Source organism: Bacillus sp. ILBB4, assembly GCF_035064545.1.
Lineage (GTDB): Bacteria > Bacillota > Bacilli > Bacillales > Bacillaceae_H > Priestia.
The window spans coordinates 372,148-398,209 of sequence record NZ_JAIQVD010000003.1 but is presented as its reverse complement, the minus strand read 5'-3'; the positions used below and the strand labels follow the sequence as shown (position 1 = coordinate 398,209).

The 26,062-nt window shown below is 38.4% G+C and carries 29 protein-coding genes and 1 pseudogene; 14 read left to right on the top strand and 16 right to left on the bottom strand.

The features are described 5' to 3' along the window. Positions 1-89: 89 nt before the first annotated feature. Positions 90-503, bottom strand: a complete 414-nt coding sequence (locus tag LAV82_RS14170) for a hypothetical protein (protein WP_013057821.1) — start codon at positions 501-503, stop codon at positions 90-92. Positions 504-688: 185 nt separating this feature from the next. On the opposite strand from LAV82_RS14170, the gene LAV82_RS14165 reads away from it, so the two are divergent. Further along, positions 689-1,468: an undecaprenyl-diphosphate phosphatase gene (locus LAV82_RS14165; RefSeq protein ID WP_025751115.1), complete on the top strand. Its 780-nt coding sequence runs from the start codon at positions 689-691 to the stop codon at positions 1,466-1,468. A gap of 1 nt (position 1,469) precedes the next feature. Beyond that, positions 1,470-1,808 (top strand): hypothetical protein, encoded by a 339-nt coding sequence (locus LAV82_RS14160; RefSeq protein ID WP_013057823.1) that lies wholly within the window; start codon positions 1,470-1,472, stop codon positions 1,806-1,808. 29 nt (positions 1,809-1,837) lie between these two features. Here the strand turns inward: LAV82_RS14160 and qoxD are convergent, their stop codons facing one another. From qoxD to LAV82_RS14130, 6 genes are all read right to left on the bottom strand, one after another. Next, the gene (gene qoxD, locus LAV82_RS14155) at positions 1,838-2,146 is read right to left on the bottom strand and encodes a cytochrome aa3 quinol oxidase subunit IV (protein ID WP_013057824.1); all 309 of its coding nucleotides are present in this window, start codon (positions 2,144-2,146) and stop codon (positions 1,838-1,840) included. 3 nt (positions 2,147-2,149) lie between these two features. Further along, the gene (qoxC, locus tag LAV82_RS14150) at positions 2,150-2,758 is read right to left on the bottom strand and encodes a cytochrome aa3 quinol oxidase subunit III (protein ID WP_013057825.1); all 609 of its coding nucleotides are present in this window, start codon (positions 2,756-2,758) and stop codon (positions 2,150-2,152) included. Then, the gene (gene qoxB / locus LAV82_RS14145; RefSeq protein ID WP_013083896.1) at positions 2,758-4,701 is read right to left on the bottom strand and encodes a cytochrome aa3 quinol oxidase subunit I; all 1,944 of its coding nucleotides are present in this window, start codon (positions 4,699-4,701) and stop codon (positions 2,758-2,760) included. Before qoxB ends, qoxC begins: the two co-directional genes overlap by 1 nt. Before the next feature lie 46 nt (positions 4,702-4,747). After that, the gene (qoxA, locus tag LAV82_RS14140) at positions 4,748-5,701 is read right to left on the bottom strand and encodes a cytochrome aa3 quinol oxidase subunit II (RefSeq protein WP_013057827.1); all 954 of its coding nucleotides are present in this window, start codon (positions 5,699-5,701) and stop codon (positions 4,748-4,750) included. 566 nt (positions 5,702-6,267) lie between these two features. Then, the gene (locus LAV82_RS14135; RefSeq protein ID WP_013057828.1) at positions 6,268-6,846 is read right to left on the bottom strand and encodes a hypothetical protein; all 579 of its coding nucleotides are present in this window, start codon (positions 6,844-6,846) and stop codon (positions 6,268-6,270) included. Positions 6,847-7,153: 307 nt separating this feature from the next. Continuing rightward, on the bottom strand, positions 7,154-7,501 hold the full coding sequence (locus LAV82_RS14130; RefSeq protein ID WP_013057829.1) for a rhodanese-like domain-containing protein: 348 nt from the start codon (positions 7,499-7,501) through the stop codon (positions 7,154-7,156). A gap of 386 nt (positions 7,502-7,887) precedes the next feature. Here LAV82_RS14130 and LAV82_RS14125 point away from each other — a divergent pair, with 386 nt between their 5' ends. Continuing rightward, the gene (locus LAV82_RS14125) at positions 7,888-8,349 is read left to right on the top strand and encodes a hypothetical protein (protein WP_029322774.1); all 462 of its coding nucleotides are present in this window, start codon (positions 7,888-7,890) and stop codon (positions 8,347-8,349) included. 57 nt (positions 8,350-8,406) lie between these two features. On the opposite strand, the gene LAV82_RS14120 is transcribed toward LAV82_RS14125, so the two are convergent. Continuing rightward, positions 8,407-8,559: a hypothetical protein gene (locus tag LAV82_RS14120; RefSeq protein ID WP_013057831.1), complete on the bottom strand. Its 153-nt coding sequence runs from the start codon at positions 8,557-8,559 to the stop codon at positions 8,407-8,409. A 507-nt stretch (positions 8,560-9,066) separates the two neighbouring features. On the opposite strand from LAV82_RS14120, the gene LAV82_RS14115 reads away from it, so the two are divergent. The 6 genes from LAV82_RS14115 to LAV82_RS14090 all read left to right on the top strand — a co-directional run bounded on the left by LAV82_RS14115 (position 9,067) and on the right by LAV82_RS14090 (position 14,538). Then, positions 9,067-9,495: a PAS domain-containing protein gene (locus LAV82_RS14115; RefSeq protein ID WP_244856568.1), complete on the top strand. Its 429-nt coding sequence runs from the start codon at positions 9,067-9,069 to the stop codon at positions 9,493-9,495. A 284-nt stretch (positions 9,496-9,779) separates the two neighbouring features. Beyond that, a complete protein-coding gene (locus LAV82_RS14110) occupies positions 9,780-10,139 on the top strand; it encodes an ArsR/SmtB family transcription factor (RefSeq protein ID WP_013057833.1) in 360 nt (119 codons plus the stop codon). A gap of 31 nt (positions 10,140-10,170) precedes the next feature. Next, on the top strand, positions 10,171-12,732 hold the full coding sequence (locus LAV82_RS14105; protein WP_499716297.1) for a heavy metal translocating P-type ATPase: 2,562 nt from the start codon (positions 10,171-10,173) through the stop codon (positions 12,730-12,732). 58 nt (positions 12,733-12,790) lie between these two features. Further along, positions 12,791-13,411, top strand: coding sequence for a class I SAM-dependent methyltransferase (locus tag LAV82_RS14100; RefSeq protein WP_499716296.1), 621 nt, complete (start codon positions 12,791-12,793; stop codon positions 13,409-13,411). 80 nt (positions 13,412-13,491) lie between these two features. Further along, positions 13,492-13,998, top strand: a complete 507-nt coding sequence (locus LAV82_RS14095; RefSeq protein ID WP_211077854.1) for a PCYCGC motif-containing (lipo)protein — start codon at positions 13,492-13,494, stop codon at positions 13,996-13,998. A 222-nt stretch (positions 13,999-14,220) separates the two neighbouring features. Further along, on the top strand, positions 14,221-14,538 hold the full coding sequence (locus LAV82_RS14090) for a DUF3243 domain-containing protein (RefSeq protein WP_013083905.1): 318 nt from the start codon (positions 14,221-14,223) through the stop codon (positions 14,536-14,538). A 47-nt stretch (positions 14,539-14,585) separates the two neighbouring features. On the opposite strand, the gene LAV82_RS14085 is transcribed toward LAV82_RS14090, so the two are convergent. The 6 genes and pseudogenes from LAV82_RS14085 to LAV82_RS14060 all read right to left on the bottom strand — a co-directional run bounded on the left by LAV82_RS14085 (position 14,586) and on the right by LAV82_RS14060 (position 19,575). Continuing rightward, positions 14,586-15,431 (bottom strand): N-acetylmuramoyl-L-alanine amidase family protein, encoded by an 846-nt coding sequence (locus LAV82_RS14085; RefSeq protein WP_116299138.1) that lies wholly within the window; start codon positions 15,429-15,431, stop codon positions 14,586-14,588. A 227-nt stretch (positions 15,432-15,658) separates the two neighbouring features. Next, positions 15,659-15,781, bottom strand: coding sequence for a hypothetical protein (locus LAV82_RS14080; RefSeq protein ID WP_274609572.1), 123 nt, complete (start codon positions 15,779-15,781; stop codon positions 15,659-15,661). A gap of 153 nt (positions 15,782-15,934) precedes the next feature. Continuing rightward, the gene (locus tag LAV82_RS14075; RefSeq protein WP_013057840.1) at positions 15,935-16,558 is read right to left on the bottom strand and encodes a LysE family translocator; all 624 of its coding nucleotides are present in this window, start codon (positions 16,556-16,558) and stop codon (positions 15,935-15,937) included. A 115-nt stretch (positions 16,559-16,673) separates the two neighbouring features. Further along, positions 16,674-16,854, bottom strand: a pseudogene (locus LAV82_RS14070) (hypothetical protein). Positions 16,855-16,991: 137 nt separating this feature from the next. Then, positions 16,992-18,635: a glutamate/serine transporter AimA gene (gene aimA, locus LAV82_RS14065; RefSeq protein ID WP_013083908.1), complete on the bottom strand. Its 1,644-nt coding sequence runs from the start codon at positions 18,633-18,635 to the stop codon at positions 16,992-16,994. Between the two features lie 382 nt (positions 18,636-19,017). Further along, entirely contained in the window at positions 19,018-19,575 is a 558-nt protein-coding gene (locus LAV82_RS14060; protein ID WP_211077850.1) for a thioredoxin family protein, read from the bottom strand. Positions 19,576-19,924: 349 nt separating this feature from the next. Here LAV82_RS14060 and LAV82_RS14055 point away from each other — a divergent pair, with 349 nt between their 5' ends. The 3 genes from LAV82_RS14055 to srtD all read left to right on the top strand — a co-directional run bounded on the left by LAV82_RS14055 (position 19,925) and on the right by srtD (position 22,260). Then, positions 19,925-20,056: a hypothetical protein gene (locus LAV82_RS14055; protein WP_013057845.1), complete on the top strand. Its 132-nt coding sequence runs from the start codon at positions 19,925-19,927 to the stop codon at positions 20,054-20,056. A 343-nt stretch (positions 20,057-20,399) separates the two neighbouring features. Then, complete coding sequence (locus LAV82_RS14050; RefSeq protein ID WP_433781022.1) at positions 20,400-21,533, top strand: processed acidic surface protein; 1,134 nt, start codon at positions 20,400-20,402, stop codon at positions 21,531-21,533. 1 nt (position 21,534) lies between these two features. After that, positions 21,535-22,260, top strand: a complete 726-nt coding sequence (gene srtD, locus LAV82_RS14045; protein ID WP_499716295.1) for a class D sortase, LPxTATN-specific — start codon at positions 21,535-21,537, stop codon at positions 22,258-22,260. Between the two features lie 29 nt (positions 22,261-22,289). Here the strand turns inward: srtD and LAV82_RS14040 are convergent, their stop codons facing one another. Next, the gene (locus LAV82_RS14040) at positions 22,290-23,081 is read right to left on the bottom strand and encodes a sulfite exporter TauE/SafE family protein (protein WP_013057848.1); all 792 of its coding nucleotides are present in this window, start codon (positions 23,079-23,081) and stop codon (positions 22,290-22,292) included. Positions 23,082-23,393: 312 nt separating this feature from the next. Here LAV82_RS14040 and LAV82_RS14035 point away from each other — a divergent pair, with 312 nt between their 5' ends. After that, the gene (locus LAV82_RS14035) at positions 23,394-23,963 is read left to right on the top strand and encodes a GNAT family N-acetyltransferase (protein WP_013057849.1); all 570 of its coding nucleotides are present in this window, start codon (positions 23,394-23,396) and stop codon (positions 23,961-23,963) included. 208 nt (positions 23,964-24,171) lie between these two features. Here the strand turns inward: LAV82_RS14035 and LAV82_RS14030 are convergent, their stop codons facing one another. Next, positions 24,172-24,996, bottom strand: coding sequence for a 5'-nucleotidase, lipoprotein e(P4) family (locus LAV82_RS14030; protein WP_499716294.1), 825 nt, complete (start codon positions 24,994-24,996; stop codon positions 24,172-24,174). 416 nt (positions 24,997-25,412) lie between these two features. On the opposite strand from LAV82_RS14030, the gene LAV82_RS14025 reads away from it, so the two are divergent. Continuing rightward, the gene (locus LAV82_RS14025; RefSeq protein ID WP_013057851.1) at positions 25,413-26,045 is read left to right on the top strand and encodes a YitT family protein; all 633 of its coding nucleotides are present in this window, start codon (positions 25,413-25,415) and stop codon (positions 26,043-26,045) included. Positions 26,046-26,062: the final 17 nt, after the last annotated feature.

The following is a 26,062-nucleotide window of genomic DNA, read 5'->3' as shown; positions in this document are numbered from 1 at the left end:
CTTATTATTTCTGACTTTTCTAAATATATTACATTTATCATAATAAACTGTCAACTTTCTATGTAAAAAAAAGCCATCATTTCGATGACTTATAGCTGTAATGCTTTTCTGAGAAGAGTTAAATCATGAGTGAATTCAAAAAAATAGGTTCTATTTTCATTGTCAAATACCATCATGATTGGCTTTTGATTCGGCTCAAGAACAAAAATAACTTCACTTGCCAGCGTGTTGACCGCACTATTTTCAATTTTTACGGCTGGATCAAGAGGTACTTTAACAAGATAGCCTTTTTTAGGAAGCGGACTTGCCTTTTTATATAAACCAGTAATGGACGCAATACTTTTTTCGGCTTCTTTTTGAACACTTGGGGGTTTGAGCGTTGAACGAACGACTCTGCCCGTTTCAATTTGAAATATCTCTACTTTTGGCTGTTCAGCACTTACTGCCTGCGGAAAAATAAAAGCAGCGAATACGACGCATACAGCAACCCATTTTCGTATCATTTTTAGCACCTCTTTCCATTCATTGTGGATGAGATGGAGATAAGAATGGTCGTCTCTTCTTATACTATGACCTATTTTTATGTATTTATTTCACTAAATGAATGCCTATACTTCCATGTTTTTGTCATGTTCTCAGAACTTCCTCTATACACTACTAATAAGGACACGCTGTATGAGGTGATAAGATGTCGTGGTTTGAAGCATTTATTTTGGGAATCATTCAAGGGCTTACAGAGTTTTTACCGATAAGCAGCACGGGGCATTTGTATTTAGGACGCCACTTATTTGGCTTAGACGATGCAGGACTGTATTTAGATACGATGCTGCATATGGGCACTCTGCTTGCTGTGTTTGTCTTTTATAAGCGTGAGCTATGGCATATTATTCGTCATCCCTTTAGCAAGCTTACAGGGCTTTTAGTGATAGGAACAATCCCTGCAGTTGCGATTGGTCTTTTGTTCAAAGACTATTTTGACAGTATTTCTAAATCTGGCTTAACGATTGGCTGGGAATTTCTTGCGACGGGACTGCTTTTATGGTTTGGTGATTCCGTAAAAAATGGCTATAAAAAAATGGATCATATTTCATACGGAGATGCCTTTTTTATCGGCTCGTTTCAAGCAGCTGCGATATTCCCTGCTGTATCTCGATCGGGCTTAACGATGGTAGCTGCGTTAATGCGAAAATTAGACCGTGAAACAGCCGCTTACTTTTCATTTTTATTGTCGACTCCCGCTATTTGCGGAGCGGTGTTACTTCAGTTAAAAGATGTAGTCACAGGTGAAGTCGAGCAGCTTTCCGTTTTCTTTTTATTCGTCGCCACCCTTTCATCTGCTTTATTTGGTTATGTAGCGGTAAAATGGATGATCAATTATTTAAAGCATCATTCATTAAAAACGTTTGCAATTTACGTTTGGATATTAGGTGCAGTCGTGCTGGTTTGTCAGTTTACGGGGGTGTTTTAAGATGAAGATGAAAGTCCGGACGCTTTTTTTAGTATTGTTTTTTGCCGGCATTTTAGTCGTGACAAGCTATGTTGATAACAATTCCCAGCAGTCGTTTGACAGCTTATCTCACCTTTCACTTGATGGAGGAGCTGTTGAAACCTCTGCAGATGAAGGCGAGGCGGAACAATTAAACATGTCGGTCAAAGAAGTTCATGTTAAAACAGAAAAAAGAGGCGGATACCGAATTGAAGTGTACGAACAAGTAAATGTTTATAGAGATGATAAAGGAAAAGTAGTAAAAAAAGTTCCCACGGGAGAATATCAAACGTTGAAATATAAACTGAATGAAAAAAAATAAACCACTTACCGAAGTAAGTGGTTTTATTTTTAATGGTTAAAGTGAGCTGCAAGAATCCACAGTGTACCAACAACGATACAAAGTGCAATAAAGAAACTGTAAAGAATGTTTGCAACCTGGACTTTACCATTTTCACTTTCAGTCATGTGCATGAACATTACTAGCTGCATTGCTGCTTGTAATAACGCTAGGATCATGATAAGAGTCATCGTAATGCTTCTTGATAGATCAGCTAGCACTACTAAACCAAGCGCTGCGAATGTTAAGGCTAGTGAAAGGATAAGCCCAAATACATGACTAAGCGGAAAACCTGCTTTTTGGCCTTGTTTATTTTCCATGTCTTATCCCACCAATCCGTTCAAGTATACAAGCGTAAAGATGAAGATCCATACAACATCAAGGAAATGCCAGTATAAACCGATAATAAATACTTTACGAGCAGTAACTGGTGTTAATCCTCGTCTTACTAATTGAATAATAATACTGATTGCCCAGAATACACCGACTGTTACGTGAAGACCGTGCGTTCCAAGTAGTGTAAAGAACCCTGATAAGAAGGCACTTGTTTGCATTGTTGCACCTTCGTGAACTGCGTACATGTAAAACTCACGAATTTCGTAGAAAAGGAATCCTCCACCAAGGACAAGCGTAATAACGAACCAAACTAAAAGTCCTTTTAAATCATTATTACGCATTTTAAAGATGGCAATTCCCATCGTGAAACTACTGAATAGTAGTAACAGCGTTTCGATCATAAAATCTTTAACAACGAACAGTTCTTCTGCAGTAGGGCCACCCGCTGTACGCGTATGGTACGTTAAGTACGTTACGAACAGCGTAGAGAACAACGCGATCTCGGCACCTAAGAAAATCCAGAATCCAAGGATATTCAGGCGACTTTGTTCTTCTTGGTATTCTAACGGCAATGATTTATCTAAATGTCCTGCCATTATTTGTCACCCCCTGTAATTCCTTCAACCTTCTTGATTTCATCTACTTTTACATAGAAGCCCGGATCATAATCAAATGAACGAGCAAGCATACAAGCAAAAATACCTGCTAATCCAACGATTGCCATTGGAATCCATTCAAATACTAAGCCAAATCCACCGATAAACCAGAAAATACCTGAGATAAACGGCACACCAGAATTGCTTGGTAAGTGAATTGGTTTTAAGTCTTCTGCTTTAATTTCTGTTTCATTACGTTTTTTCATGTGCCAGAATGCATCCATTTCTTTCACATGAGGAATTACTGCAAAGTTGTAAGCTTGAACTGGTGATTTAGTCCACCACTCAAGTGTACGACCATCCCAAGGATCGTTTGCAGTGTCGCGTTTGTTTTTCCATGCACTGTATAATAAGTTAACTACTAATACGAAGAAGCCAAGACCCATTAAGAATGCACCGATTGTTGAAACTAAGTTTAATCCGTTCCAGCCAAGGTTGTCTGCATAAGTTTGCATACGACGAGTCATACCGTCTAAACCTAGGAAGAATTGTGGGAAGAAACATACGTTAAATCCAACAACAAAAATCCAGAATGAAATTTTTCCTAATTTTTCGTTCAACGTGTGACCGAAAATTTTTGGATACCAGAAGTATAAACCTGCGAAACAGCCAAACACTGTACCAGAGATTAATACATAGTGGAAGTGAGCGATTAGGAAGTAACTGTTATGATATTGATAATCGGCTGATGCCATCGCAAGCATAACCCCTGTTACCCCACCGATTACGAAGTTTGGAATAAACGCTAATGACCAAAGCATCGCAGTCGTAAATTTGATACGGCCTTTATACATTGTAAAGAGCCAGTTAAAGATTTTAACTCCGGTTGGTACGGCAATTAACATCGTTGTGATTGAGAAGAACGAGTTAACTGACGGTGAGTTACCCATTGTAAAGAAGTGATGCACCCATACAAGGTAACTTAAGAATGCGATACCGACCATTGATACAACCATTGCTTTATAACCGAATAAGTTCTTACGAGAATGTGTACTGATAACTTCTGAGAAGACACCGAATACCGGTAAAATAACGATATATACTTCAGGGTGACCCCAAATCCAGAATAAGTTAGCCCACATCATTGGAAGACCGCCGTTAGCCATTGTAAAGAAGGCTGTTCCGAATACACGGTCAAGTGTCATAAGTGCAAGCGCTACTGTTAATACAGGGAACGCGAAAATGATAATAATTGATGTGATGAAGATTGACCAAGTAAACATTGGCATTTTCATCATTGTCATGCCAGGAGCACGCATTTTTAAAATTGTTACAAAGAAGTTGATACCAGTCATTAATGTACCAGCACCAGCAATCTGTAGTGAAACGGCATAGAAGTTATTTCCGATGCCCTCACTGAATTCTTTACCTGCAAGCGGGAAGTAACTTGTCCAACCTGCATCAGGAGCTCCTCCGATTACGAAAGAAAGGTTAAATAGCATTGCTCCCATAAAGAATGTCCAGAAACTAATTGCGTTTAAGAACGGATATGCTACGTCACGCGCACCAATTTGTAATGGAACGATTACGTTCATTAGTCCGATAATAAATGGCATTGCCATGAATAAGATCATGATAACACCGTGAGCCGTGAAGACTCCGTTGTAGTGATGTTCATCTAAAATGTTCATACCCGGGAATGCAAGCTGCATACGCATCATGATTCCATCGATTCCGCCGCGGAAAAGCATTAATACAGCTGAAAGGATGTACATGACACCGAGTCTTTTATGGTCAACTGTTGTTAACCATTCTGTCCATAACCATTTCCATTTCTTGAAATATGTTAAGACAAAAACGATACCGATGACCGTCATAGCGATTGCTGCATCAGCAGCGTAAATCATAGGTTCGCCAGTGACGAAAAATTCATCTAGCTTCATTATGTCTTCCCCCAATCATTACGTTATTTAGTGTAATAAATGAATGTTATTCATGATTTGAGTGATCCATGTTTTCCATTTCTTCATTACTCGTTTTTTCGTCTTCTTTCATCTTGCTGTGATCATGTCCTGTACCACGTTCTAGCTCTTTGCCAGGAATGTATACATCTTTTGCATGGTCAATCCATTTTAAATGTGTACCGTTGTAAGTTTGACGACCAACAACGCCTGGGCTTAGGATTTGATCATATTTCTTTTCAGTCAGTTTACCAGCTGTGCCTTTTACGTCGCTAACCCACTCTTTGAAGTCTTTGTCCGTTTGAGCTTGAACTTCGAACTGCATTTGAGTGAAATGTTCACCAGAGAAGTTAGCACTACGTCCCATATAAGAACCAGGCTTATCAGCTTCTAAGTATAATGGCATTGACATGTTGTTCATCGAATATTTTTGTCCGCCAAGTTCTGGTACCCAGAATGAGTTCATAGGCCCTTGAGCTGTTAACTCAAATTTCACTGGCGTATCCGCTGGAATGTTTACGTAGTTAACCGTCTCGATATTTTGTTCCGGATAACTGAAAATCCATTTCCAGTTTGCAGATGTAACGTGAATCACGATTGGATCTTTATCCTTTGATTCTGCCGGTACTTCTTCTGCAGAATAGATCGCTTTAACAGTTGGCACTGCTAATAGAATTAAGATGATGATTGGGAATGCTGTCCAAATAACCTCCATCTTTAAGTTACCTTCTTGCTCAGGTGGCTCATAGTCCATGTTTTCAGGTTTTTCACGATATTTGACAAGAACAAATATAAAAATAGCAAATACGACAACAACCACGATCAACATCATCCACATAGACCAAATGATTAAATCAGATTGCGTTTTTGCAACAGGACCTTGCGGGTTCAATACAGCAAGCTTTGAACAACCGCTCAAAAATACTAGTGAAAGCGCAGATAGTAAACCTACTAGCTTCCAAAATCCTTTTTTTGGTTTCACTTAAAACTCTCCTTTCTAACAACACATGATGCGAAGCCTATATTGATGAACATTCAAAATGCGCTATCTTTCGCTAGATAACGACATTTTTATACAGACTCTCTTCCCCCTTATTTGTAGGCCACTACTATTGTAATACAAAATGACATTTTTTTCGTCCCTTTTGCTTTATTTTTTTATATTAAAAATATTCTAATATAGTGACTGTACCAATGGGGTTAGAGTGCTTCAACCTTGCGATATTCTATCACATAATTTGGTATGAATAAATGTAAATAAAAGGATCTAGCTCCCATTTCTTAACTATTTCTTTAGGAATAACTGCAAAATTAGCTTTGTATGTTTGCTTCAACATTGATATATCAATACACATCGACATAATTGAATATTTTGTGACAAATTTTCAAAGAAAATGTGACGCCTTGTATGAAACTTATTTTGCCCGTTAATTCCCCTTTACTTTGTAGCAAATATTTGATTTTTTTGCTTAAAATTCTTTCTTTCGAAAATATGAACAAAACGTGAATTTTTTTTAAAAGCTTTTTATTATAGAAAAGAGCTGCGTGTTATTCACGCAGCTCTTGATCCATAAATTCTTTAACCGTGATATCATCCCCTGCTTTATCTAGCAGCGTTGTCGTTGCTGGAAACGGATGTTTAATATGACTCGGTATCTTTTCATACAGCACAAAATAATCACTTTTTGGGACCGCGGCATCAATTGTATATGTATCGTGCACCAAAGCCGCCTTTACTCGCTCAATTTGTTTACTTCTATTTGTTCCTGTAAACAGCGCATATGTCCCTTTATTTGTATGGATATCATCATAATCCACTAAATTGCTCATTTTGGTACTGACTTCAATACGCAGGCGTTTGTTCCATCCTTGCTTCAATACGGCCATTCCTTCTTTATCACCAGGTATGGAGAATAAGGCTATGTATGTATTAGAGTGATCAACCCGTTTAAAATCTTGCAGCGTAATCCTTGCAGAACCATCAATACTTTCTTTATGCTCCCAATTTCGCAAATGCTGCTGCACACTTGCAGCATTGTTTTCAATCGGATATCGAATCATCTCATACGCAACAATTACAACCGCTATACAAATGAACAGAAATAGCAACCGCTTTATCTTTCGCACATCTATTCACCTTCCTTAGCTTACTCCCCTTTTATGTAATTGCCTAAATTATAACTTCCTATTAAACCTCTGTCTATGCACTAGGAGAACTACGTTTTTTTTTACCACAAAAGGGATTTTTCAAACCTTTTGTCATAAAAATACGCTAAAAGACTCAGTAGCTGTTGAACCAAAAGAAACCGATCCCTGCCCCCTTCTCGTCTTCATAACAAAAAAAGATACCCGTTTTGACACAGGTATCTTTCAGCTTATATATCACAGCTTTCCAAAAGGAAACCCTATAAAGGGTCTTTTGCTGTTCTTTTTATTACACACATCTTTCCGCACACATGTATCCCTTGACCTGATACCCATGCTTTTTGAGCTGCCGAATGCTTAAATTTCGGGAAATGCTGTCAGGAACAATTACGACCACTTCTTTATATGGAATTTCTGCATGCTGTCTCTCTAAATAAGGAAGCGGAATATGGATTGCTTTTTGACAGGGGTTTTGTTTCATTTCATGAAAATGACGAACATCTACATACGAAATTGTTGTAGAAGCACAGTCGACGGTCGTCACTTTCTTTATTCCCTGCACCGGCACATAGCGTTTATAAAAACTGTAACAAATTAATAAAAGTAAAATACCTATGCTCATATATAGTATCGCCATGTTTTCCTCCCAATTAATTTCTATACCCCTGTATGTATACTATATTCAAAAGAAAGAATCAACACAGAAGCACTCTATCTCATTTCTCTCTGAAAGAAAAATGGTCTTTTTACACTTTATTATGAAAACACAATAAAGTGACGAAATCAATCATTATTTATTTTGATTTTTCAAAAGATTTAAATACTAGTAAACAGATCGTTTTTTCTTATTATAATGAAGAAACGCAGAATTTTTATTTTCATTTCCCCTTTTCTTTCCCGTTAAAACTGAGGTTCGCTTATGAGTAATACATTAGAACCAATGTTGCACAAACGTCAGAAAAATGATTCTAAAAGTGAAGGATGCGAGATAGGATAGTATGAACACGTGAAGGGAGAGATATGATGTTTGATTTGTACTATGTTGTATTATTTACAGATCAAGGTGAGGTAGCAGGCACCTGCCCCATCTATATAAGTCCCGAAGAAGACGTTGAAAAAGAACTGTTAAAAAATATCACTTTGCATAAACAAAGGCTGCAGTCAAAAAAAGAAAAAGTGTTTTATTTTGACCGGGATAAAGAGGATATGACGGATTTATCAGGTCACTATGCACACATCCTTACATTTGCTAACAACGACAGTCAAATTGCAAAATGGCTGGAAGAAGCACATGAGAAGCTGTGCAAAGCCGGGGAACTTTTTGTGGAGAACGGTTATTTTCAAAGCGTTTTTATGCAATATATTAATCAAAAAAACAATGTTTTAGAAAATTATTCGTACGAAGTTTGTGAGAAATCGGTAAAATTCATCTATCAAGCGAGAGACTATATTGTGATTGGCTCAGAAAAATACGAGTTAACTTAAAAATGCGATATACACAAAAAAGGAAAGCTTCGGAAACGAAAGCTTTCCTTTTTTAGATTAATCTCCATCAAGGTTTGCCCGACAATTATTATGAGACAAAGAGGTACTTTGTGCTTCATGCTGTTTTTTCTCAACCTGCATTGTCATATCATCTTTTTCCGTTCTTCCTTTAGCGATGTGTTTAGTTTTATTTCCTTGGTTTAATGTCATGTTCATTCCCCTTTCTGGTGGATATAGTGTATGAAAATAACTCACACGCCATAAGAGGAAATGATATGAAAAAGCCCCTCTTAAATTGAGTGAGCTTTCTGCCTAAAACTGCTTTTCCTTTTATTGCTGAATCCGCATGAAAGGATATTCTCTATTTTAAACGTTCGTTTCTCGTTCCTTAGTAAGCACCAAGCTTTTACGCTCTGAGGATAAATTTTATACACAATAATAAATCGCTGTGTCAAACATCCTTTATCGTCCATATAAATAATTTCAACAGGTCGTTTTGAAGAGTAGCTTTCTTGAAGTAGCTGTCGCATAGAATTCGCTCCTTTAATTTTTAGTTTATCGAACGTATGTTCTTTTTTCAAGTGTTTTAAACTGAATAATTCTTTAGCTTTTACAGCTTAAAACGGGGAAAAGCATGGGGAAAATAATAAAAATCATACAAATATTAGGTAATTGTGATATGGTAAAAGGAATTACTTAAGTTGGGAGAGGTGCATGATGGAAAGTAACATACTTAAATGGATCCCCGTTCCTTACTTTCAATTAAATCAAGAAGGTGAAATCCTTCATTTTTCTAGTCAAGCACATTCTTATTTTTCTTCAGTCTCCAGTCTGTGGAGCATTATTCATAAAGACGACCGGAAACAAGCAATGTGGATGCTGTCTCAGCACTCCTCACCTAACCCCATCATCAGGCATTTGCGTTTGAGAACGACCGATAATACATTTGTGAATTTTAAATGCACGATTCATTGGAAAAATGGTGTAGGGCATTTAGTATGTACCGAAAAGAAGAATGTCAAGGATCCGTTAGATGTTGTATTATCTGCTCAATCCTATTTAGAAAACTCGGACAAACGATTAAAAGAGTCGGACAAGGTGTTAAATAATTCAGCAGATTTATTATTTAACCGATTAAAACGCTAATTAAGTAAACAAAGTCTAAGCTATATTCCATTATTTCTATCATTTTTAAAGTCATTAAAAGGCTACCTACAGGGGTGGCTTTTTGTTTTGGCCTGCATGTAAAGTCATTCTCTTTTCGCCCGCACCATTTAGTACAGAGTACATACACTAATAGGCATACTTTCTATATTTATGTTTTGCTCAGAAAAAAATTCCGAATAATCAATAAATGTTTGAACATTTTTTGAAATTGACATATATTATAAACAAACAATCATTTGAATGTTTGAATGAAGGAGGAAATCATGCCAAAAGACCGCTGTGATATTTATTGTTTTAATGAAGAAAAAGTAAATCGTATTAAGCCTGCTATCGATGCCGAAGCTGTTCAAGGTGTTTCTGCCCTGTTCAAAGCGTTAGGAGATGAAACGAGGCTTAAAATCGTCTTGGCTCTGTATAAAGGCGAGGAATTATGTGTATGTGACGTAGCCAATATTGTAGGCTCTACAGTTGCGACTGCTTCTCATCACTTAAGACTGCTGCGTAATATAGGAATTGCCAATTATCGCAAAGAAGGAAAGTTAGCTTTTTATTCTTTAAGGGATGCACATATTAAACAAGTAATTGATATCATGTTTGCTAAAAAAGAAGACGTAACCATTTAAGTTTTTCTTACCGTATAGGGAGTGGGACACAATGAAACACGAAGATAAAAAAAATCATCAGCATACCGGAAGCTGCTGCAGCGGATCTTCTTCACCAGAAATTGAAAGCAAGACCTGCTGCTCCTTTTCTTCAGAAGCCGCATCTACTGAAGAGCCTTCTTCCTGCGGCACAAAGAGTCATGAACACAGTCACAGCTGCTGTTCAGATACCATTGCGTTAACGACCGACAAAGGCCAGCATTCTTGCTGCAGTGATCACGATATAGTATCAGGCGACAGTGACATAGAAGAAACGGCTGAATACCGCGTATATGGAATGGATTGTCCTTCCTGCGCCGCGACGATTGAAAAAAGTTTAAAAACATTAAACGATATTCAACATGTAACCCTCAACTATAATACAGGGAAGCTCCAGGTAGCGGCAGCAAGTGAGTCAGCTCTGTTACTCATTCCAAGCTCAGTAGAAAAACTAGGGTTTAACATTGAGACTATCCAATCAAATAAAAAAATGAAAACGTATTTGATTGAAGGAATGGACTGCGCGGCTTGTGCGAACACAATTGTGAATCATTTAAAAACAGTTCCTGCTGTCAAAGATGTACGCGTTAACTTTTCAACGGGAAAGGCACAAATTGAGCACGATAACGAAGCGGATGACATTATTAAAGAAGTATCTAAAGCTGGGTATACCGCTACTTTAGTAACCAGCAGCAGGCAGTCTGCTGAGTCGCGGCACCATAAAGGCCAAAATGGACCGATTGTTTTTTCGGGTATTCTCATCGCATTAGGTTTTATCGGTTCTCATACAGGGATTGCTTCTTATATGACAACTGTACTCTACGCTATTGCCATGATTGTTAGCGGATATAAACCGGCTAAAAGTGCTTATTACGGAATTAAAAGCCGTTCTTTAGACATGAATGTTTTAATGACCGTTGCAGCACTTGGAGCAGCTGTTATTGGTGAGTGGCTTGAAGGTGCTACGGTCGTTTGGCTATTTGCTTTAGGTGTTGCTCTACAAACAAGGTCGATTGAACAAACAAGAAACTCGATACGAGGTTTGATGGATTTAGCTCCTTCTGAAGCATGGGTGAAAGAAAACGGCCAGCTGATTAAAAAAGCAGCGGAAGATATTTCAATCGGCACTACGATTGTCGTAAAGCCAGGAGACCGAATTCCGCTAGATGGTGAAATTATAAACGGCGAATCCAGTATCAACCAAGCTCCTATTACAGGTGAATCTATTCCAGTTGATAAAGTAATCGGTGATGCTGTTTATGCAGGCACCATTAACGAAAGCGGATCGTTAGAAATTAAGGTAACAAAGCTAGTCGAAGATACGACTATTTCTAAAATTATTCATTTAGTGGAAGAAGCACAGGAGAAAAAAGCGCCTACTCAAGCATTTGTTGATAAATTTGCAACCATTTACACGCCTATCGTCTTTATTTTAGCTTTATTCATTATGGTCATCCCTCCCCTGTTTGATGGTGCATGGAGTGAGTGGTTTTACAAGGGGCTTGAATTATTAGTTGTGGCTTGCCCATGCGCGCTAGTCATTTCTACTCCCGTCGCCATTGTATCTGCGATTGGAAACGCGGCGAAAAATGGCGTGCTCATTAAAGGCGGGACGTTTTTAGAAAAAGCTGGTGCAATCAATGCGATTGCTTTTGATAAAACAGGAACGCTAACAGAAGGTAAACCAGCCGTTTCAGAGGTTGTTTCCCTTGCTGTTGAAGAAAATCAGCTTTTAGCGATAACAAAAACGCTTGAAGACTATTCGAATCACCCCATTGCCCGTGCTATCGTGGATTATGCAGCGGAGAAAAAAGTCGATTCTTTGCAAGGATCAAATTTTAAAATCCTTACAGGAAAAGGCGTTCAGGCAACAATTCAAGAAACGGTTTATTACGCAGGTAATGCAAAATTATTCTCAGATTTAGGAACACCTCTATCCCACTGCTGGTCTCATATTGAAAAGCTTCAAAACGAAGGTAAAACGATTATTATTGTCGGAACAGCTAAAAGTGTTCTAGGTATTATTAGCGTAGCTGATACCATCAGACATACAACCGTATCTGCTTTAGAAAACCTCAAACAAAACGGAATGCAGCAAATTGTGATGTTAACCGGTGATAACGAAGGAACAGCTAAAATGATTGCCTCTGAGTCGCGGGTAGACCGCTATTTCGCCGATTTGCTGCCTGAAGACAAAGTAAAAGCCATACAGCAGCTTCAACATGAAGGGTATCAAACGGCTATGGTTGGAGATGGAATTAATGACGCCCCTGCCCTCGCAACTGCTGATCTTGGCATTGCAATGGGCGGTGCTGGTACTGATACGGCCATGGAAACAGCTGATATTGTTCTCATGGCAGACAATTTAGAAAAGCTTCCTCATACGATGAAGCTAAGCCGCAAAGCGTTAGCCGTCATCAAACAAAACATTTGGTTTTCTATTATTGTTAAAGTCATTGCCTTAGCCTTTATCTTCCCAGGGTGGCTTACTCTGTGGATTGCCGTTTTAAGCGATACAGGAGCAGCGCTACTTGTTATTTTAAACAGTCTTCGCTTACTCAAAATGAAAAAATAAATATAATCCATAAGCTTTCCAGCAGGCGTTGGAAAGCTTATTTTCTAGGAGGGTTTACATGAATAACTGCTGGAATCAATTTATTTATAAGTGTTGGGCCCCTTTTTATGATGCGTTTTTTAATAATGGGATGTTTTATCAAGCCAGAAAAAAAGTCTTTCAAGACGTCCACTTTTCATCTGAACAGCGCATTTTATTTGTAGGTGTTGGAACGGGTGCAGATTTAGCTTTTATTCCTCATGAAGTAAATGTAACCGCCATCGACTATTCCAGTGAAATGCTTCAAAAAGCAAAAGATAAATACAAAAATCCATCTATAACCTTCCACCAAATGGACGCTCAGCAGCTAACATTCGACTCTTTTTCATTTGATGTAGTTGTAGCAAGCTTAATTCTTAGCGTAGTACCTGATGCGGAGCAAGCTTTAAAAGAAATGACAAGAGTAGTAAAGCCTAAGGGAACTATCCTGATTTTTGATAAATTTGAAACTAAAAAGAAATCAGCGGCTTTTGCTAAAAAAATATTCCGCCCTTTCGTAAAATTACTAGGAACGGATATTGGACTCTCTTTTGAACATGTGTTTGAAGCAAGCCGGGATCAGCTTATCTTAAAGGAAAATTCAAGCGTCATGTTGAAAGGTATGTATCGGAAAATTATTTTGCAGAAAGTTGATGAATGACTTCAAAGACGAATAATGTCTTTTTCACATGATGGATGTACATATTATTAGCTTTAATTGAAGAAAGGATGAACATTTTGATGATAAAATCAAAGGTCATAACAGTTGTCCTTGCAGCAAGCATGGTCTCCGGCTGCGGAAACGAAAGTAAAGAAAGTTCAGGCAGCAAACGTACAGAAGCAACACAACATGAAGAACATCAGCAGCACACATTAGGTGATAAACGAGAAGAAACAAAAAATAGTGAAACTCTTCCCTCTTTTCTGAATGACAAGCCCGAAGACATGCAGCTTATTTATGCAGCCGCTGCTAAGCATCAAACCTTACTAGAAAACATTCCTTGCTACTGCGGATGTGGAGAAGAAGCTAATCATCAAAACAACTACGACTGTTTTATCTTCGAAAACAAAGGAAACGGCGCAGTGACGTGGGATGATCACGGAACAAAATGCGGCGTCTGTTTAGAAATAGCGGCTCAAGCTGTAGTAGACTACAGCAAAGGCAAAAGCATCGAAGACATTCGCCAAGAAATCGATGATAAATATAAGGAAGGCTATGCTACGCCTACTCCTACGCCCGAGGTATGATGCTTCAGTATAAAATAAAAATTAGTAAAAGACTTTGATTTCTTTATTCAAAGTCTTTTTGTCATTTTATTATTGGTTGATAAACTCTCGGTTGACCTCACCTTTTTAAGTCCTTGTAAAATGTCATAATGTAAAAATAACACATTTGGACGTTTATTTACTGAATCCTCAGGGAATATGCTTTCTAACACCCAAATATAACCATGAGAGGAGAAAAAAACTATGAGTAATTCTGTAGAAACAAATCATTCAGCAAAAGTTGAAGGAGCAATTAATTCTATGAGCGAGGAGAAAAAAGAGGATATTCTCTCTAGCTTCGAAGGATTTAAAAGTTATCTAGGGGACAAGGTCTCAAAAGGCGAAAAGTTAGGGATGAATGAGGAACAGCTGGCTAAAACAGCTCAGAAAGTAGCTGATTACCTTGCTAAGCATGAAGAGCCGCGCAATCGAGAGGAAAACCTGCTTCACGAACTGTGGAAGGTTGGAGACAAAGAACAGCAGCATCACCTTGCCCATATGCTTGTAAGATTAGTTCAATAAATAAAAAAGATGACACGCTGCCGTGTCATCTTTTTTATTTACAGATATTAAACAGCGGGAATGATAATTTGCTGACCAATTTGTAAGTTTGTAGGATCTACGCCGGGGTTTGCATCCTGCAGCTGCTGAACGGTCATGCTGTATTTTTTCGCGATGCTATAAAACGTATCTCCTGCTTGTACAGTATACGTAGTGACAGGAAGAACAATTTGCTGACCAATTTGCAGTTTTGTAGGATCTACGCCAGGATTTGCATCCTGCAGCTGCTGAACGGTGATATTATACTTCTTTGCAATGCTATAAAATGTATCTCCAGATTGAATGGTATAGAATGTAACTTGATTAGAAGGTAAGTTTAAATAATTAGCAATTCCACGCGCGTGCGCTTCTCCCACTTCCCGAAGAAACGTAGCGTTTTTTAATTTTTCAGCGTCGGCTGTCGTATCGATAAACAAGTTTTCTGTTAAAACAGCTGGCATATTTGTTTCACGCAGTACAGCGTAATTAGCCGTTTTTAAACCGCGATCTGCAATCGTCCCAAATTTCCGCATGATTGTTAAAATCTCTGTGTGCAGCTCTTTTTGTAAAAGAGAAGATTGACTTCCCTCTTGTGATGGATACCGATACGTTTCAAATCCAGTACCGCTGCCAGCATTGATGTGCATAGAAACAAAAATATCCGCTCCCCATGCATTAGCCCGGTTCGCTCGATCTGATAATGAAACAAACACATCGGTTGAACGGGTTACTTGAACATCTACGGAATAGTTATGTTCTAAATACGCCCGCGCGTGTAGTACAAGCTGCAGCGTAATATCTTTTTCACGCAAATTATTTCCTAAAGCGCCTGAATCTGTACCGCCGTGTCCTGCATCTAGCCATACTTTTTTCATGTGAACCTTTCCTTTCAATCATAATATGAAAGAACTTGTGATTAACACCGGCTTTGCCTGATGTTTTATCTCTCATTCTATATATATATGTGATTGGACAAGAAGGGTTCGTCCCCTTAAAACATTCGAGAATATTCACTCAAAAAAGCAGGATTTTGCCAGGCACTGCTGTTTTAAAGCACAAAATAAAGACGGATAAATGAGCTAGCGTGAATCTCGTTACACCGCTATTGATTTCCGTGCAAAGCTTCGCTTTCCGCGGGCGGTGAGCCTCCTCGTCGCTTGCACTTCTGCGGGGTCTCATCTATTCCGCTTTTCCCGCAGAAGTCTTCGCCTTGCCCTCCAATCACCAGCTAGAAGCAACTACATACATGAAACCTACTTTTACTATAGACATAAAAAATCCGAACGAATTGGATTTATCGTTCGGATCTCCCTTTAACTAACCTATGCCCACGCCTTTTAATAGAGATAAAAAGCAGGTTTACCGTCTTATCTTTTGCTTATTTCTCACTGAAAGCAATTTTTAAGCCAATAAGCGTAAAGATAGAGCCTTGCACAAGATTAAGCCGCTTAGACAGCGCCGGAGATTTTCGCAAAAACTCTCCTACTTTCCCTGCAAATAGACTAATTAACGTAAAAATAATCAGCGCTTGAACTAAAAACACGGCTCCATAAACAAGCATTTGCTGTGTGGCGTGTCCGGTTGAATGATTAACAAACTGAGGTAAAAGAGCAAGAAAAAAAAGCGAAACTTTTGGATTTAGCAGATTCATAATCACTCCTTTTTTATATAGCACCTTGTACTCAACGGCTTCTTTGTTTTCAACAGCGAGAGCGGAATCTTTTGCTGTAAACGTCTTATAAGCCAGATATAATAAATAAGCTGCTCCAGCGTATTTTACAATAGCAAACGCTAAAGCCGATTGATAGATAACAGCCGATAGACCCAATGTTGCTGCAGCTATATGACCAAGCAAGCCCGTACAAAGCCCTAATGAAGTCGAGATTCCTGCATATCTACCGTTTGATATGCTTTGTGCTAAAACAAATAAGTTATCAGGTCCAGGCATAACCGTAAGCAAAGCGGCTACGCCTAAAAAAGAAGTGATTGATACGATATCCATAAGTCGTTCTCCCCCTGCATGATTTTGCCCACCATTATAGCATTTTTTACTATCTAGTATTCAAAAAAATAAAATTTATCCACAAAAGAAGAGGCTGGAACATAACTAAATCAATCTAATCTAAAGACAAACAAATTGGATACATGAGCTGGACTGCTTGTGACACCGCAGTTGATTTTCCTTGCAAGGCTTCGCTTTCCGCGGGCGGCCGATGAGCCTCCTCCTCTCTTGCGCTCCTGCGGGGTCTCATCCCTTCCGCTTTTCCCGGAGGAGTCTTCGCCTTGTCCTCCAATCAACTGCTAGAACCAACTATACACATAAAATCTATATTCAACATAACAACAAAAAAACACGAACTACCAATCAAAAAATAATTAATAGTTCGCATTTGACTTCAACTGAAATACTTTTGTCCCAGCCTCATTTTTACTACTTATTTAATTTGTTTTTCTATGATCTGTTCTTTAGCTGAGGCAGTCTGTGCTTCCGCTGCTTTCATTTCATTATTAACATTGATTGCTTCTTTTAAATACTCGGTTTTGTATCCGCTTTTAAGTGCCCAAGCATAAAAGAAAAGTGCAACAATTGCAATCAGACCCATATCCCAGCCGTATTTAATAATATTGAGTCCCCCGAACTTTTCACTTCCTATCCAAGAGATTGTCATCATACATAATAAGTAGACAATCATCCAAACGCCAGCTCGGAAGTTTTGACCAAAGCCTTTCCATTTTGATTTTGCTTGGTAATAAAAATAAATTGGCAAACCAATTAAAATAATAAATAATACCTGTCCAGTTAACGGCCATCTTGCCCAGTAAAGAGTAAGTGAAGCAAAAATAAATCCAAGAGGCGCTATTACGTTTAACCCTTTTATACGTAAAGGTCTATAAAGATCGGTCCCCGTTTTTCTTAACGTCATAGCGGTAATAGGACCGGTAAGATATGAAATTAATGTAGCTACAGAAATAATTTCGGCTAATATTCCCCAGCCTCTAAATAAAAATAAAAAGATGAATGAGACAAATAAATTAAAGAACATGGCTTGACGCGGAACTCCGTAAAGCGGATGAACTCGTCCCAGTATATTCGGCAAATATTTATTTTTTTCCATACCATAAATCATGCGTGACGTGGTAGCTGTATACGTAATACCTGTTCCTGATGGCGATACAAAAGCATCGGCATATAAAACAATAACAAGCCAGTTAATATTTAAGGCAATCGCTAGATCGGCAAACGGCGAATTAAAGTTAAGATGACTCCATCCTTTTACGATTTCTGAAGGATTTACCGCTCCAATAAACGCAATTTGAAGCAATACATAGATCACGGTCGCAATTAAAATGGATCCTACTACCGCAATAGGAATAGAGCGTCCCGGGTTTTTCGCTTCTCCCGCCATATTAATGGGGCTTTGAAAACCGTTAAAAGCAAACACAATCCCAGACGTAGCAACAGCTGTCAAAACGCTTGCCCATCCATTTGGAGCAACGCCTCCTGCAGAGGAGAAGTTTCCTCCGTGAAACCCTGCGAATAAAAGAGCACCAATTGTAAGCCCTGGAATTACAATCTTAAAAACGGTAATAAGCGAATTAGCTTTTGAAAATAAGCCTACGGTCCAATAATTTAAAAGAAAATAAATGATTAATAGTCCTGTAGCAATAGCCAAGCCTTTTCCAGTAAGAATCCCATTTTCTACTAAACTGCCTGTCCATTTCGCCCACTCCCATGGCCATGAACTCATATACTGAACAGAAGCAACCGCTTCAACAGGAATAACCGATACGATTGCAATCCAGTTTGCCCAAGCCGCAATAAAGCCAAGAAATGAGCCGTGCGAGTATTGCGTATACTTAACCATACCTCCTGCTTCTGGAAACATAGACCCTAGTTCACTGTAAGAAAGAGCTATAAATAAAATAACAACCATTCCAATAATCCAAGAAGCAATTGCTGCCGGGCCTGCAATTTGAGCAGCTCTCCATGCCCCAAACAGCCATCCTGATCCAATAATAGATCCAAGACCGACCATCATGAGAGAAAACGTTCCCATTTTTCTATGTAAGTTATTCATGTATCTAACACCTTTCTTCTATATTTTCTGAGAAGTTAGTTATTAAGCGCTTTCATTAAATTTAAAAAATAAAATTCATGTTGAACTCTAAAAATGCTGCTTAAAAATACTGACCAAAAGCTTTTCCATTCATTCACGCGTCCCCTTTCTTCATTTATTATTTGTTATTATATCATCATCAAGTTGAAAAGTACGCGTTTTGAATAAAAAATATTTTTATTTTTAGAATTTTGTACGTTTTCTCAATTAAAAGTGCGCGTTTTGAACACTAACATTCATAAGAGCTGCCTTTCCATTAAAGTGATATACAAACGATCTTGTTGCAATAACCAGAAAAAAAGCAAGATAAAATGAGCGCTTCATTTTATCTTGCTTTTTTAAGTTATTTCACAACAGCTAATACCGTTTCTTTAAAGCTGTTATAAACATACGACCAAAGAGCCGGTTCTTCTTTATATCTTCTTCGTAACGAAGAAAAGACTTCTTTTTGTTTTTCTTCAAACGAAGGGTCTTCTTTTGAAGGAAGCGTGGCACGAAGCTCATCGACGATTTGCTGAACTTCAGGAGCGCGAGGACCCCATTTTCCTAGTAAATTCCCCTCATTATTAAAAATTAAAATAATCGGAATGGCACGTCCTCCGTTTGTTAAGTGGCGGTCAATTAATTCGGTGTCCGCATCTCGCAGTGCAACGCGCACATCGATACCGGCAGCTTCCGCTACTTTACGAATGATTGGGTTAATCATCATCGCATCTCCGCACCAATCTTCAGTAATTGCTAAGAAGTGAAGCTTGCGAGCCTTTAATTTGTCAGCGAGTCCATCTTTAGGAAGCTGAAATTGTTCATAAACAGCTAAACTTTCCTCTTTTAATGTACTCATGTCGTTCATATATGTTTGAATTGATTTTCCTTCTTCAAAATACTGCTGTTCTGTTTTCATCAAAATCCCTCTTTCTTTTTTGTATACGAATAGATGAGATGTAAAAATTCGGTTTACTCTTTTCTATACGCACTACTAGTATAGCTTTTAAGCACAGCGAATCAAAATATAAAAGTCAGCGCGTTTTTTTAATCCCGTTTTTTAGCCTGCGACAGGATTTACAACACTTCAATTTAAAAACAGCACATTGAGATGTTATAAAAAAAGAGAATGGGGTACATGTACACTATCAATGTAACAAATTTTAAATCTTTGTGAATATTTGAGAATGTTTATTGTGTAACCGTCATCTTTTGATTATGATAATGATATGTTAGCTACTTGACTAAATATGGAGGATGAGGCAAATATGAATCAATCCCCGCATGAAAAGCGAAAAAAACGCAAACAGTTTGTAGAACGTTTAAGGCTAAAAGGAATCAAAATAGAGCTGACAAAACCGCGCTCTCACTTTTCTTCACTATCCTTACTAAAATCATAACTCGTAACCACCTTTTTCTAAAGCGGAACGGTATCGAATTTCAACTATCTATGCTAAGGCTTACATATCATTTCAAAAAGAACAGCTTCTAAGTGCTGTTCTTTTTTGGTACTTTTTTATATTTCTGCCTCTGTCAAAAAAATTATAAACCTTTTTCTTTATTTCCTCCTTTTTCTATCTGGGGCTTTCCGCTCCCTTTCATACGGGATTCTCAAAATCTATAGTTCTATAAATCCCTTAAATTACCACTATATTCAAGCTATATATAATATAAGTATATATTGTAAATTTATAACTCTTCCTATATAATCTTGTAGAAAACGTAAAAAAAAGGAGAAAATTGATGAAAAAACTGGGGGCAATACTATTATCATTTCTGCTGTTTGTAGGCGTATTTCCAACGTCTTCATTCGCAGCAGCGTCAACATTTGACGCAGATTTCAACAAGTATTTAAAATCGGTAAGCCAAACGCGAGGCTTTGAAGTAACCAAAGACGACGTTGAATATTCGCTTTCACTGTACGATGAAAGTCTTGAAAACTTCGATACAATCGCAGATTTAGAAGACTTTTTAGGTGAACCAATTGCAGCTGACTTACATAACGTGCAAGATGTGTATGCAGATTTTGACTTAGACAAAACAAGCTTAAATGCGTTATTAAAAGAGAATGGCCAAAGCTTAGACGATTATGTGTACCTAGATGATTTATATGAGGATGTTGGCTTCTATCTAGAGGGCGACGACTGGTATAAAGATGATGAGTCATATGACGAAGAAGACGCTTCTTACGATGATGAATTAAGCGAAGAAGATTTAAGCGGCTTACTATCGTTTATGCAGTCTGAATTAGGCTTAACTTCAGAAGAGTTAAATCGAATTGAAGCACATTTTACATCGTTAGAAGATGAGCTTTCAAATGAAGCAACGCTTAACCGCTTAGATCAATTAGGCGAGCGCTTAGCGGCATTCGAAGATTTTGATACAGCAACAGAATTATCTGCTGATCAAATCGCTGAATTAATGTCTATTTATAAAGAAATGCTATCAATCTTCCATTTAGACGCTAAGTTTGCACTTGTACAAGGCGGAAATGAAAGACCGCTTTCTCTTACTGATTTAATCAACTTAGAAGAATTAAAAAATGCAAGTCTAAAAATTTCTCTTTATACAACAGACGGTAAATTTTTAGCAGACATGGTGATTACAGGCGATATGTTTAATTCTGATATCATCACAGACACAGGAAAAGAAGTAGAAAAATCTGCTGAAGCTGTAGCAAAACCAGCTCAAGCGCAAAAACCAGCAGTAGAAAAGAAACAAGAACCGGTGAAGAAACAAACGAATGGCGCTGTACAAAAAACAGTTAAAGGTGGAAAACTTCCCGAAACGGCTTCTAATTATGTAACAAATACATTAATTGGATTAGTGCTTGTAGCAGCTGGCTTTGTTCTTTTCCGCAAAGTGAGACGCGCATAAAATGGAACCAAGAAAAACAAGAAGAACAATCAATCGCAAAAAGCGGTTGATTGTTCTTTCCCTTTTAGCCGCCGTCATTTGCTTTGGTCTTTGGTTTACAACAACAAACGCCTATAAATTTGCAAGAGGCTATTTGGCATTTAAAACAATGGATACAGAAGAACCAGCCGCAGCTTCAGTTTCTAAAAGCAAGGACTCTTCAACAGCAGACTCTTCTGCTGAAGCTTCTTCTGTTGAAGCTAAAAAAGCGGTACACTCTCGTACTGCTAGCTCGGAAAAAAAGCCGAAAGTGTCAGATGTGTCTTACCCGAAACAGCCAAAAATCGGTGATTTAATGGGAGAATTATATATTCCTAAATTAAACGCTAAGCTGCCGATTTATCACGGTACGAACGAAGATGAATTAGAAAAAGGCGTGGGTCATTTTGCAGGAAGCGTGTTGCCTGGTCAAAACGACAATTCTGTTCTATCAGGACATCGCGATACGGTTTTTCGTAAGCTTGGCGACGTGGGTGAAGGCGATTCGCTCGTGGTGAACACGGCAGCAGGCACCTTCACATACAAAGTGAACAAAGTACGAATCGTTGATGCGGATGACCGGACTGTTATTGTGCCAAAGCCTAGAGCCACTTTAACCGTCAGCACCTGTTATCCATTTAACTACGTTGGTTCAGCACCTGAACGCTATATTTTAGTCGCTCACCTTGTGTCATCAACAACAAAATAAAAAAGCTGTCCTTAAAAAGGCAGCTTTTTTTAATGAATAGATTTCATTAGTAAATCAAACCATATTTTCAGCGAAGTCGCCGTAATAACGATCGCTAAGATAACTTGCAGCGACGCTACCTTCGTCTTTTGCCCGACAAAAGCGCCGATTGGAGCTGCTAGTAAGCTTGCTCCAATAATCATAAGCGCCGGAAGCAAAAGGACTTGATGCGTCATTACTTTACCGAATGTTGTTCCCATAGACGAAATAAACGTCACGGCTAATGAGCTTGCAATCGTTACGCGCACAGGAATTTTTAACACGGTAATCATAATAGGAACAAGTAAAAATGCGCCCCCTGCTCCGACAATCCCCCCGCAAATTCCAACTAAAAACGCCAGAGCTGCTGCCAAAGGTTTTGAAAACGTCACTTCGAATGAATCGGCCGCTGGATTATTTTTTTTGGGCATAAACATTAATCCTGCAGCAATTGTTGCCATCACGCCGTAAATGAAATTGATCATTCCTTCTGAAAACGAGTTTGATAGCGTTGAACCAATGAGACTGCCAACTAAGACGCTGATACCCATATATAAAATTAACGGTTTATTCAAATAGCCGCCCTTTTTGTAAGCAAGAGCTCCTGAAACAGACGCAAACAGCGACTGTACGGCTCCTATACCAGCTACTTCGTGCGCGCTGAACATTCCCACTCCTACAAGAGGCGGAACAAATAGCAACAGCGGGTACAAAACAACTGATCCTCCAATTCCAAGCATACCTGCTAAAAATGACCCGAAAAACCCGAGTGCAAATACCGTTATTAATAGTTGTACATCCATGTTTTTACCACCTGCTTTTATCAATCCAATATCATGTTTGTTATAAAGTATGTATACATACAACGCCTTATCTCTTCTTCCATTGTATCACTGTATATGCTTCTTTTCTGTAAAAATATTGATAAAAGTGCTTTCAATTATTAATTTTTTTAATCATTAAAATCCTATCGACTTTATGCGTTATTTACTTTTAGCCTAAACTTCCTCGTTCTCCTCTCTGTTACTTGTGGTAGAATAAAGAAAAACTAGATGTTAGAACTGCCTACACGCTACGCTTATCTCAGCAGGCCCATCATCACAGGAGGCTTTCGTATGTTTGAATACAAAATTGATGACGAAGTTAGTTTGCATTTGATTGAATCAACTGACGCTTTCCCCTTGCTTTCTCTTATTAACGAGTCAAGACCTTACCTAAAAGAATGGCTCCCATGGGTAGATAGCATGCAAAGTATTGCTGACTATGATGAACTTATCCCTGAATGGAGAGCTCAATACTATAATAACCAAGGATTCCAGGCCATCATTCGGTACTACGGAGAAATCGCCGGGATGATTGGTTTTCACGGAATTAATTGGGGAAACAAAAGTACAAGTCTCGGCTATTGGATTGGACATGATTTTCAAGGAAAAGGTATTATGACAAGAGCCGTACACGGATGCCTGAACTATGCATTTAATACGTTAAACCTTCATCGAGTCGAAATACGCTGCGGCGTTAATAACGAAAAAAGTAAAGCCATCCCTACGCGTCTAGGTTTTACAGAAGAAGGCCTTTGCAGAGAAGGTGAATACCTATATGATCACTACCACGACCTTGTGATTTATGGCATGTTAAAACACGAGTGGAAGCAAGCTCCTTATGCTCCTTGGCTTCTTTCTTAAAAGGCAGGATCAGTTGGACAAGCTATAGTAAAAAGATTAAAAGAAGCTGGGACAACAATATGTGAGTTGAAGAGAAATCCGAACGAGGTTGATTCTTAATGGAGAATCAACCTCGTTCGGATTTTTTATTGTGATGGTGAACAAAGGTTTCAATGCAGGTGCTTCTAGCTGTTGATTGGAGCGATTTCGTTATGTCTCCATCTCTTTTTTAGTTGAAATACTGAAGCTGTTCGCGGCGAAGCTTATCTTTTTGTTTGTCCGAAATTGAGTAGTCGTAGTTATAAATAGCTCCTTCCCAATCTCCATACATTGGATTTGGAAATACGATTAGCTTTTGGCCAAACGCTTCTTTTTGCTCTTCTACAAGCTTATTTCGATCAGTAATGGACTTTTTATCAAAGCCGCTAAAATCAGATAAATTATCCCCAAACAGCAGGACTACATTATGATTCGTCGCTACTTTTTGACGGCGCGTTTCTTTTCCTTCATCTTTTGGACCCGTTAATAGCACATGGTCTTTGGTTGCTTGAGGAATATGTAAATTCTTTAGGTTTTTAATTGTTGCCTCAAGCTGAGAAGTTGTACGGCCTGAAATATAGTAAATATCTACGCCTTTTTGATCCGCATACGTCAAGAAATCAACAGCACCTGGTACTGCTTTCGCTTTTGCTGCTTGCACCCACTCATCCCACTTATAAGGAAACCCTTTGCCGGTTTTGATTGCTGATGCTTGAAATGGACTATTATCAAACACGGTCTCATCTAAATCCAAAATAATGGCAGGCTTTTTATCGGTACTTTTTGCAAGCGCCTCATCTAAACGAAGCTTTCCTGTATTATAGCCTTGGTAATACAAAGCTTTCATTTCGCCGGATGTTTGGTACCAAGCGTCGGCCATGATTTGCTGATCAGCGAGGTGTTGAGGGGGTTCTTTTTTCTCAGCAAACACTTCTTTTTCCTGCTGAGGGGCACATGCTGTCATTGAAAAAGCAAGTACAGCCACCCCTGTCAACGCTGATAATTTCTTATTCATTCCGCATCCACTTCCATCTCTACATATTTTCATGGTAATAATGTTATATATTACCTCAATCAAACAAAAAATCAACAAAAATCCGAACTACATTTTAATTTTTGTTAAAATTGTTCGTTTAAACTAATATTTCCTCCCTTTTTTTAACCATTATCCAAATATTTGTTTATACATTTTCCAAAATCCGTTTTTCTCATTCTTTCTTTGTAATCTTTTTTTAGAAACATATTGGTTTATCGCTCATTCGCTTCAAAAAAACTTAATAAATCTGAATTATCTAACTTTTAATCTTGTGTTAGATTCTCTCACAAAAGTGCTTTTTTTTGAAAAGATATATAGTAAAATAGATTTTGTGAATTAAAAGACGGTGTTTTCTATCGAAAGTATTGTATAAATATACAAAAGGGGATGGAGATATGAATCACGTAAAACAATGGGGATGGATTACCTTTGGCTGTTTGTGCGTTGCCATCGGAATTCAATTTTTAACCGCTTCTAACCTCGTTATTGGCGGAACAGCAGGACTTGGAATCGTCCTGCAGCATTTAACCGGTATTTCATTTGGGGTATTGTTCTTTATCATCAATTTACCATTTTATTTTATGGCTCTTACGCAAATCGGGCTGCAATTTACGATAAAAAGCTTCATCAGCGTTAGCCTGATGTCAGTGATGTCCGATTTATTAGCTGCCAACTTTTCGTTTGAGCTTCCGCATCCGCTTGTAGCTGCGATTGTGGGCGGCATTATTGTCGGCATTGGACTGATCTTTTTGTTTCGCCACGGCTCTTCTCTTGGCGGAATCAACATGCTATGCGTGTTTCTTGATAAACGCTTTGGCATTAATCCAGGTAAAACAATGCTTTTGACAGATGTGTTGATTGTAGGCTCTGCAACAGTGGTATTCGGCGTAGTTCAAGTTCTTTATTCGTTAATTGGTATCTTCATCATGACAGGACTGCTTGGACGCTATCACAAACGCTCGCCAATCGAACGAACTGGTGAACATATGGAAGAAGAAGCGAAACAACAAACGGCTTCAACGATGTAAAAAAACCCGTGCGGGAT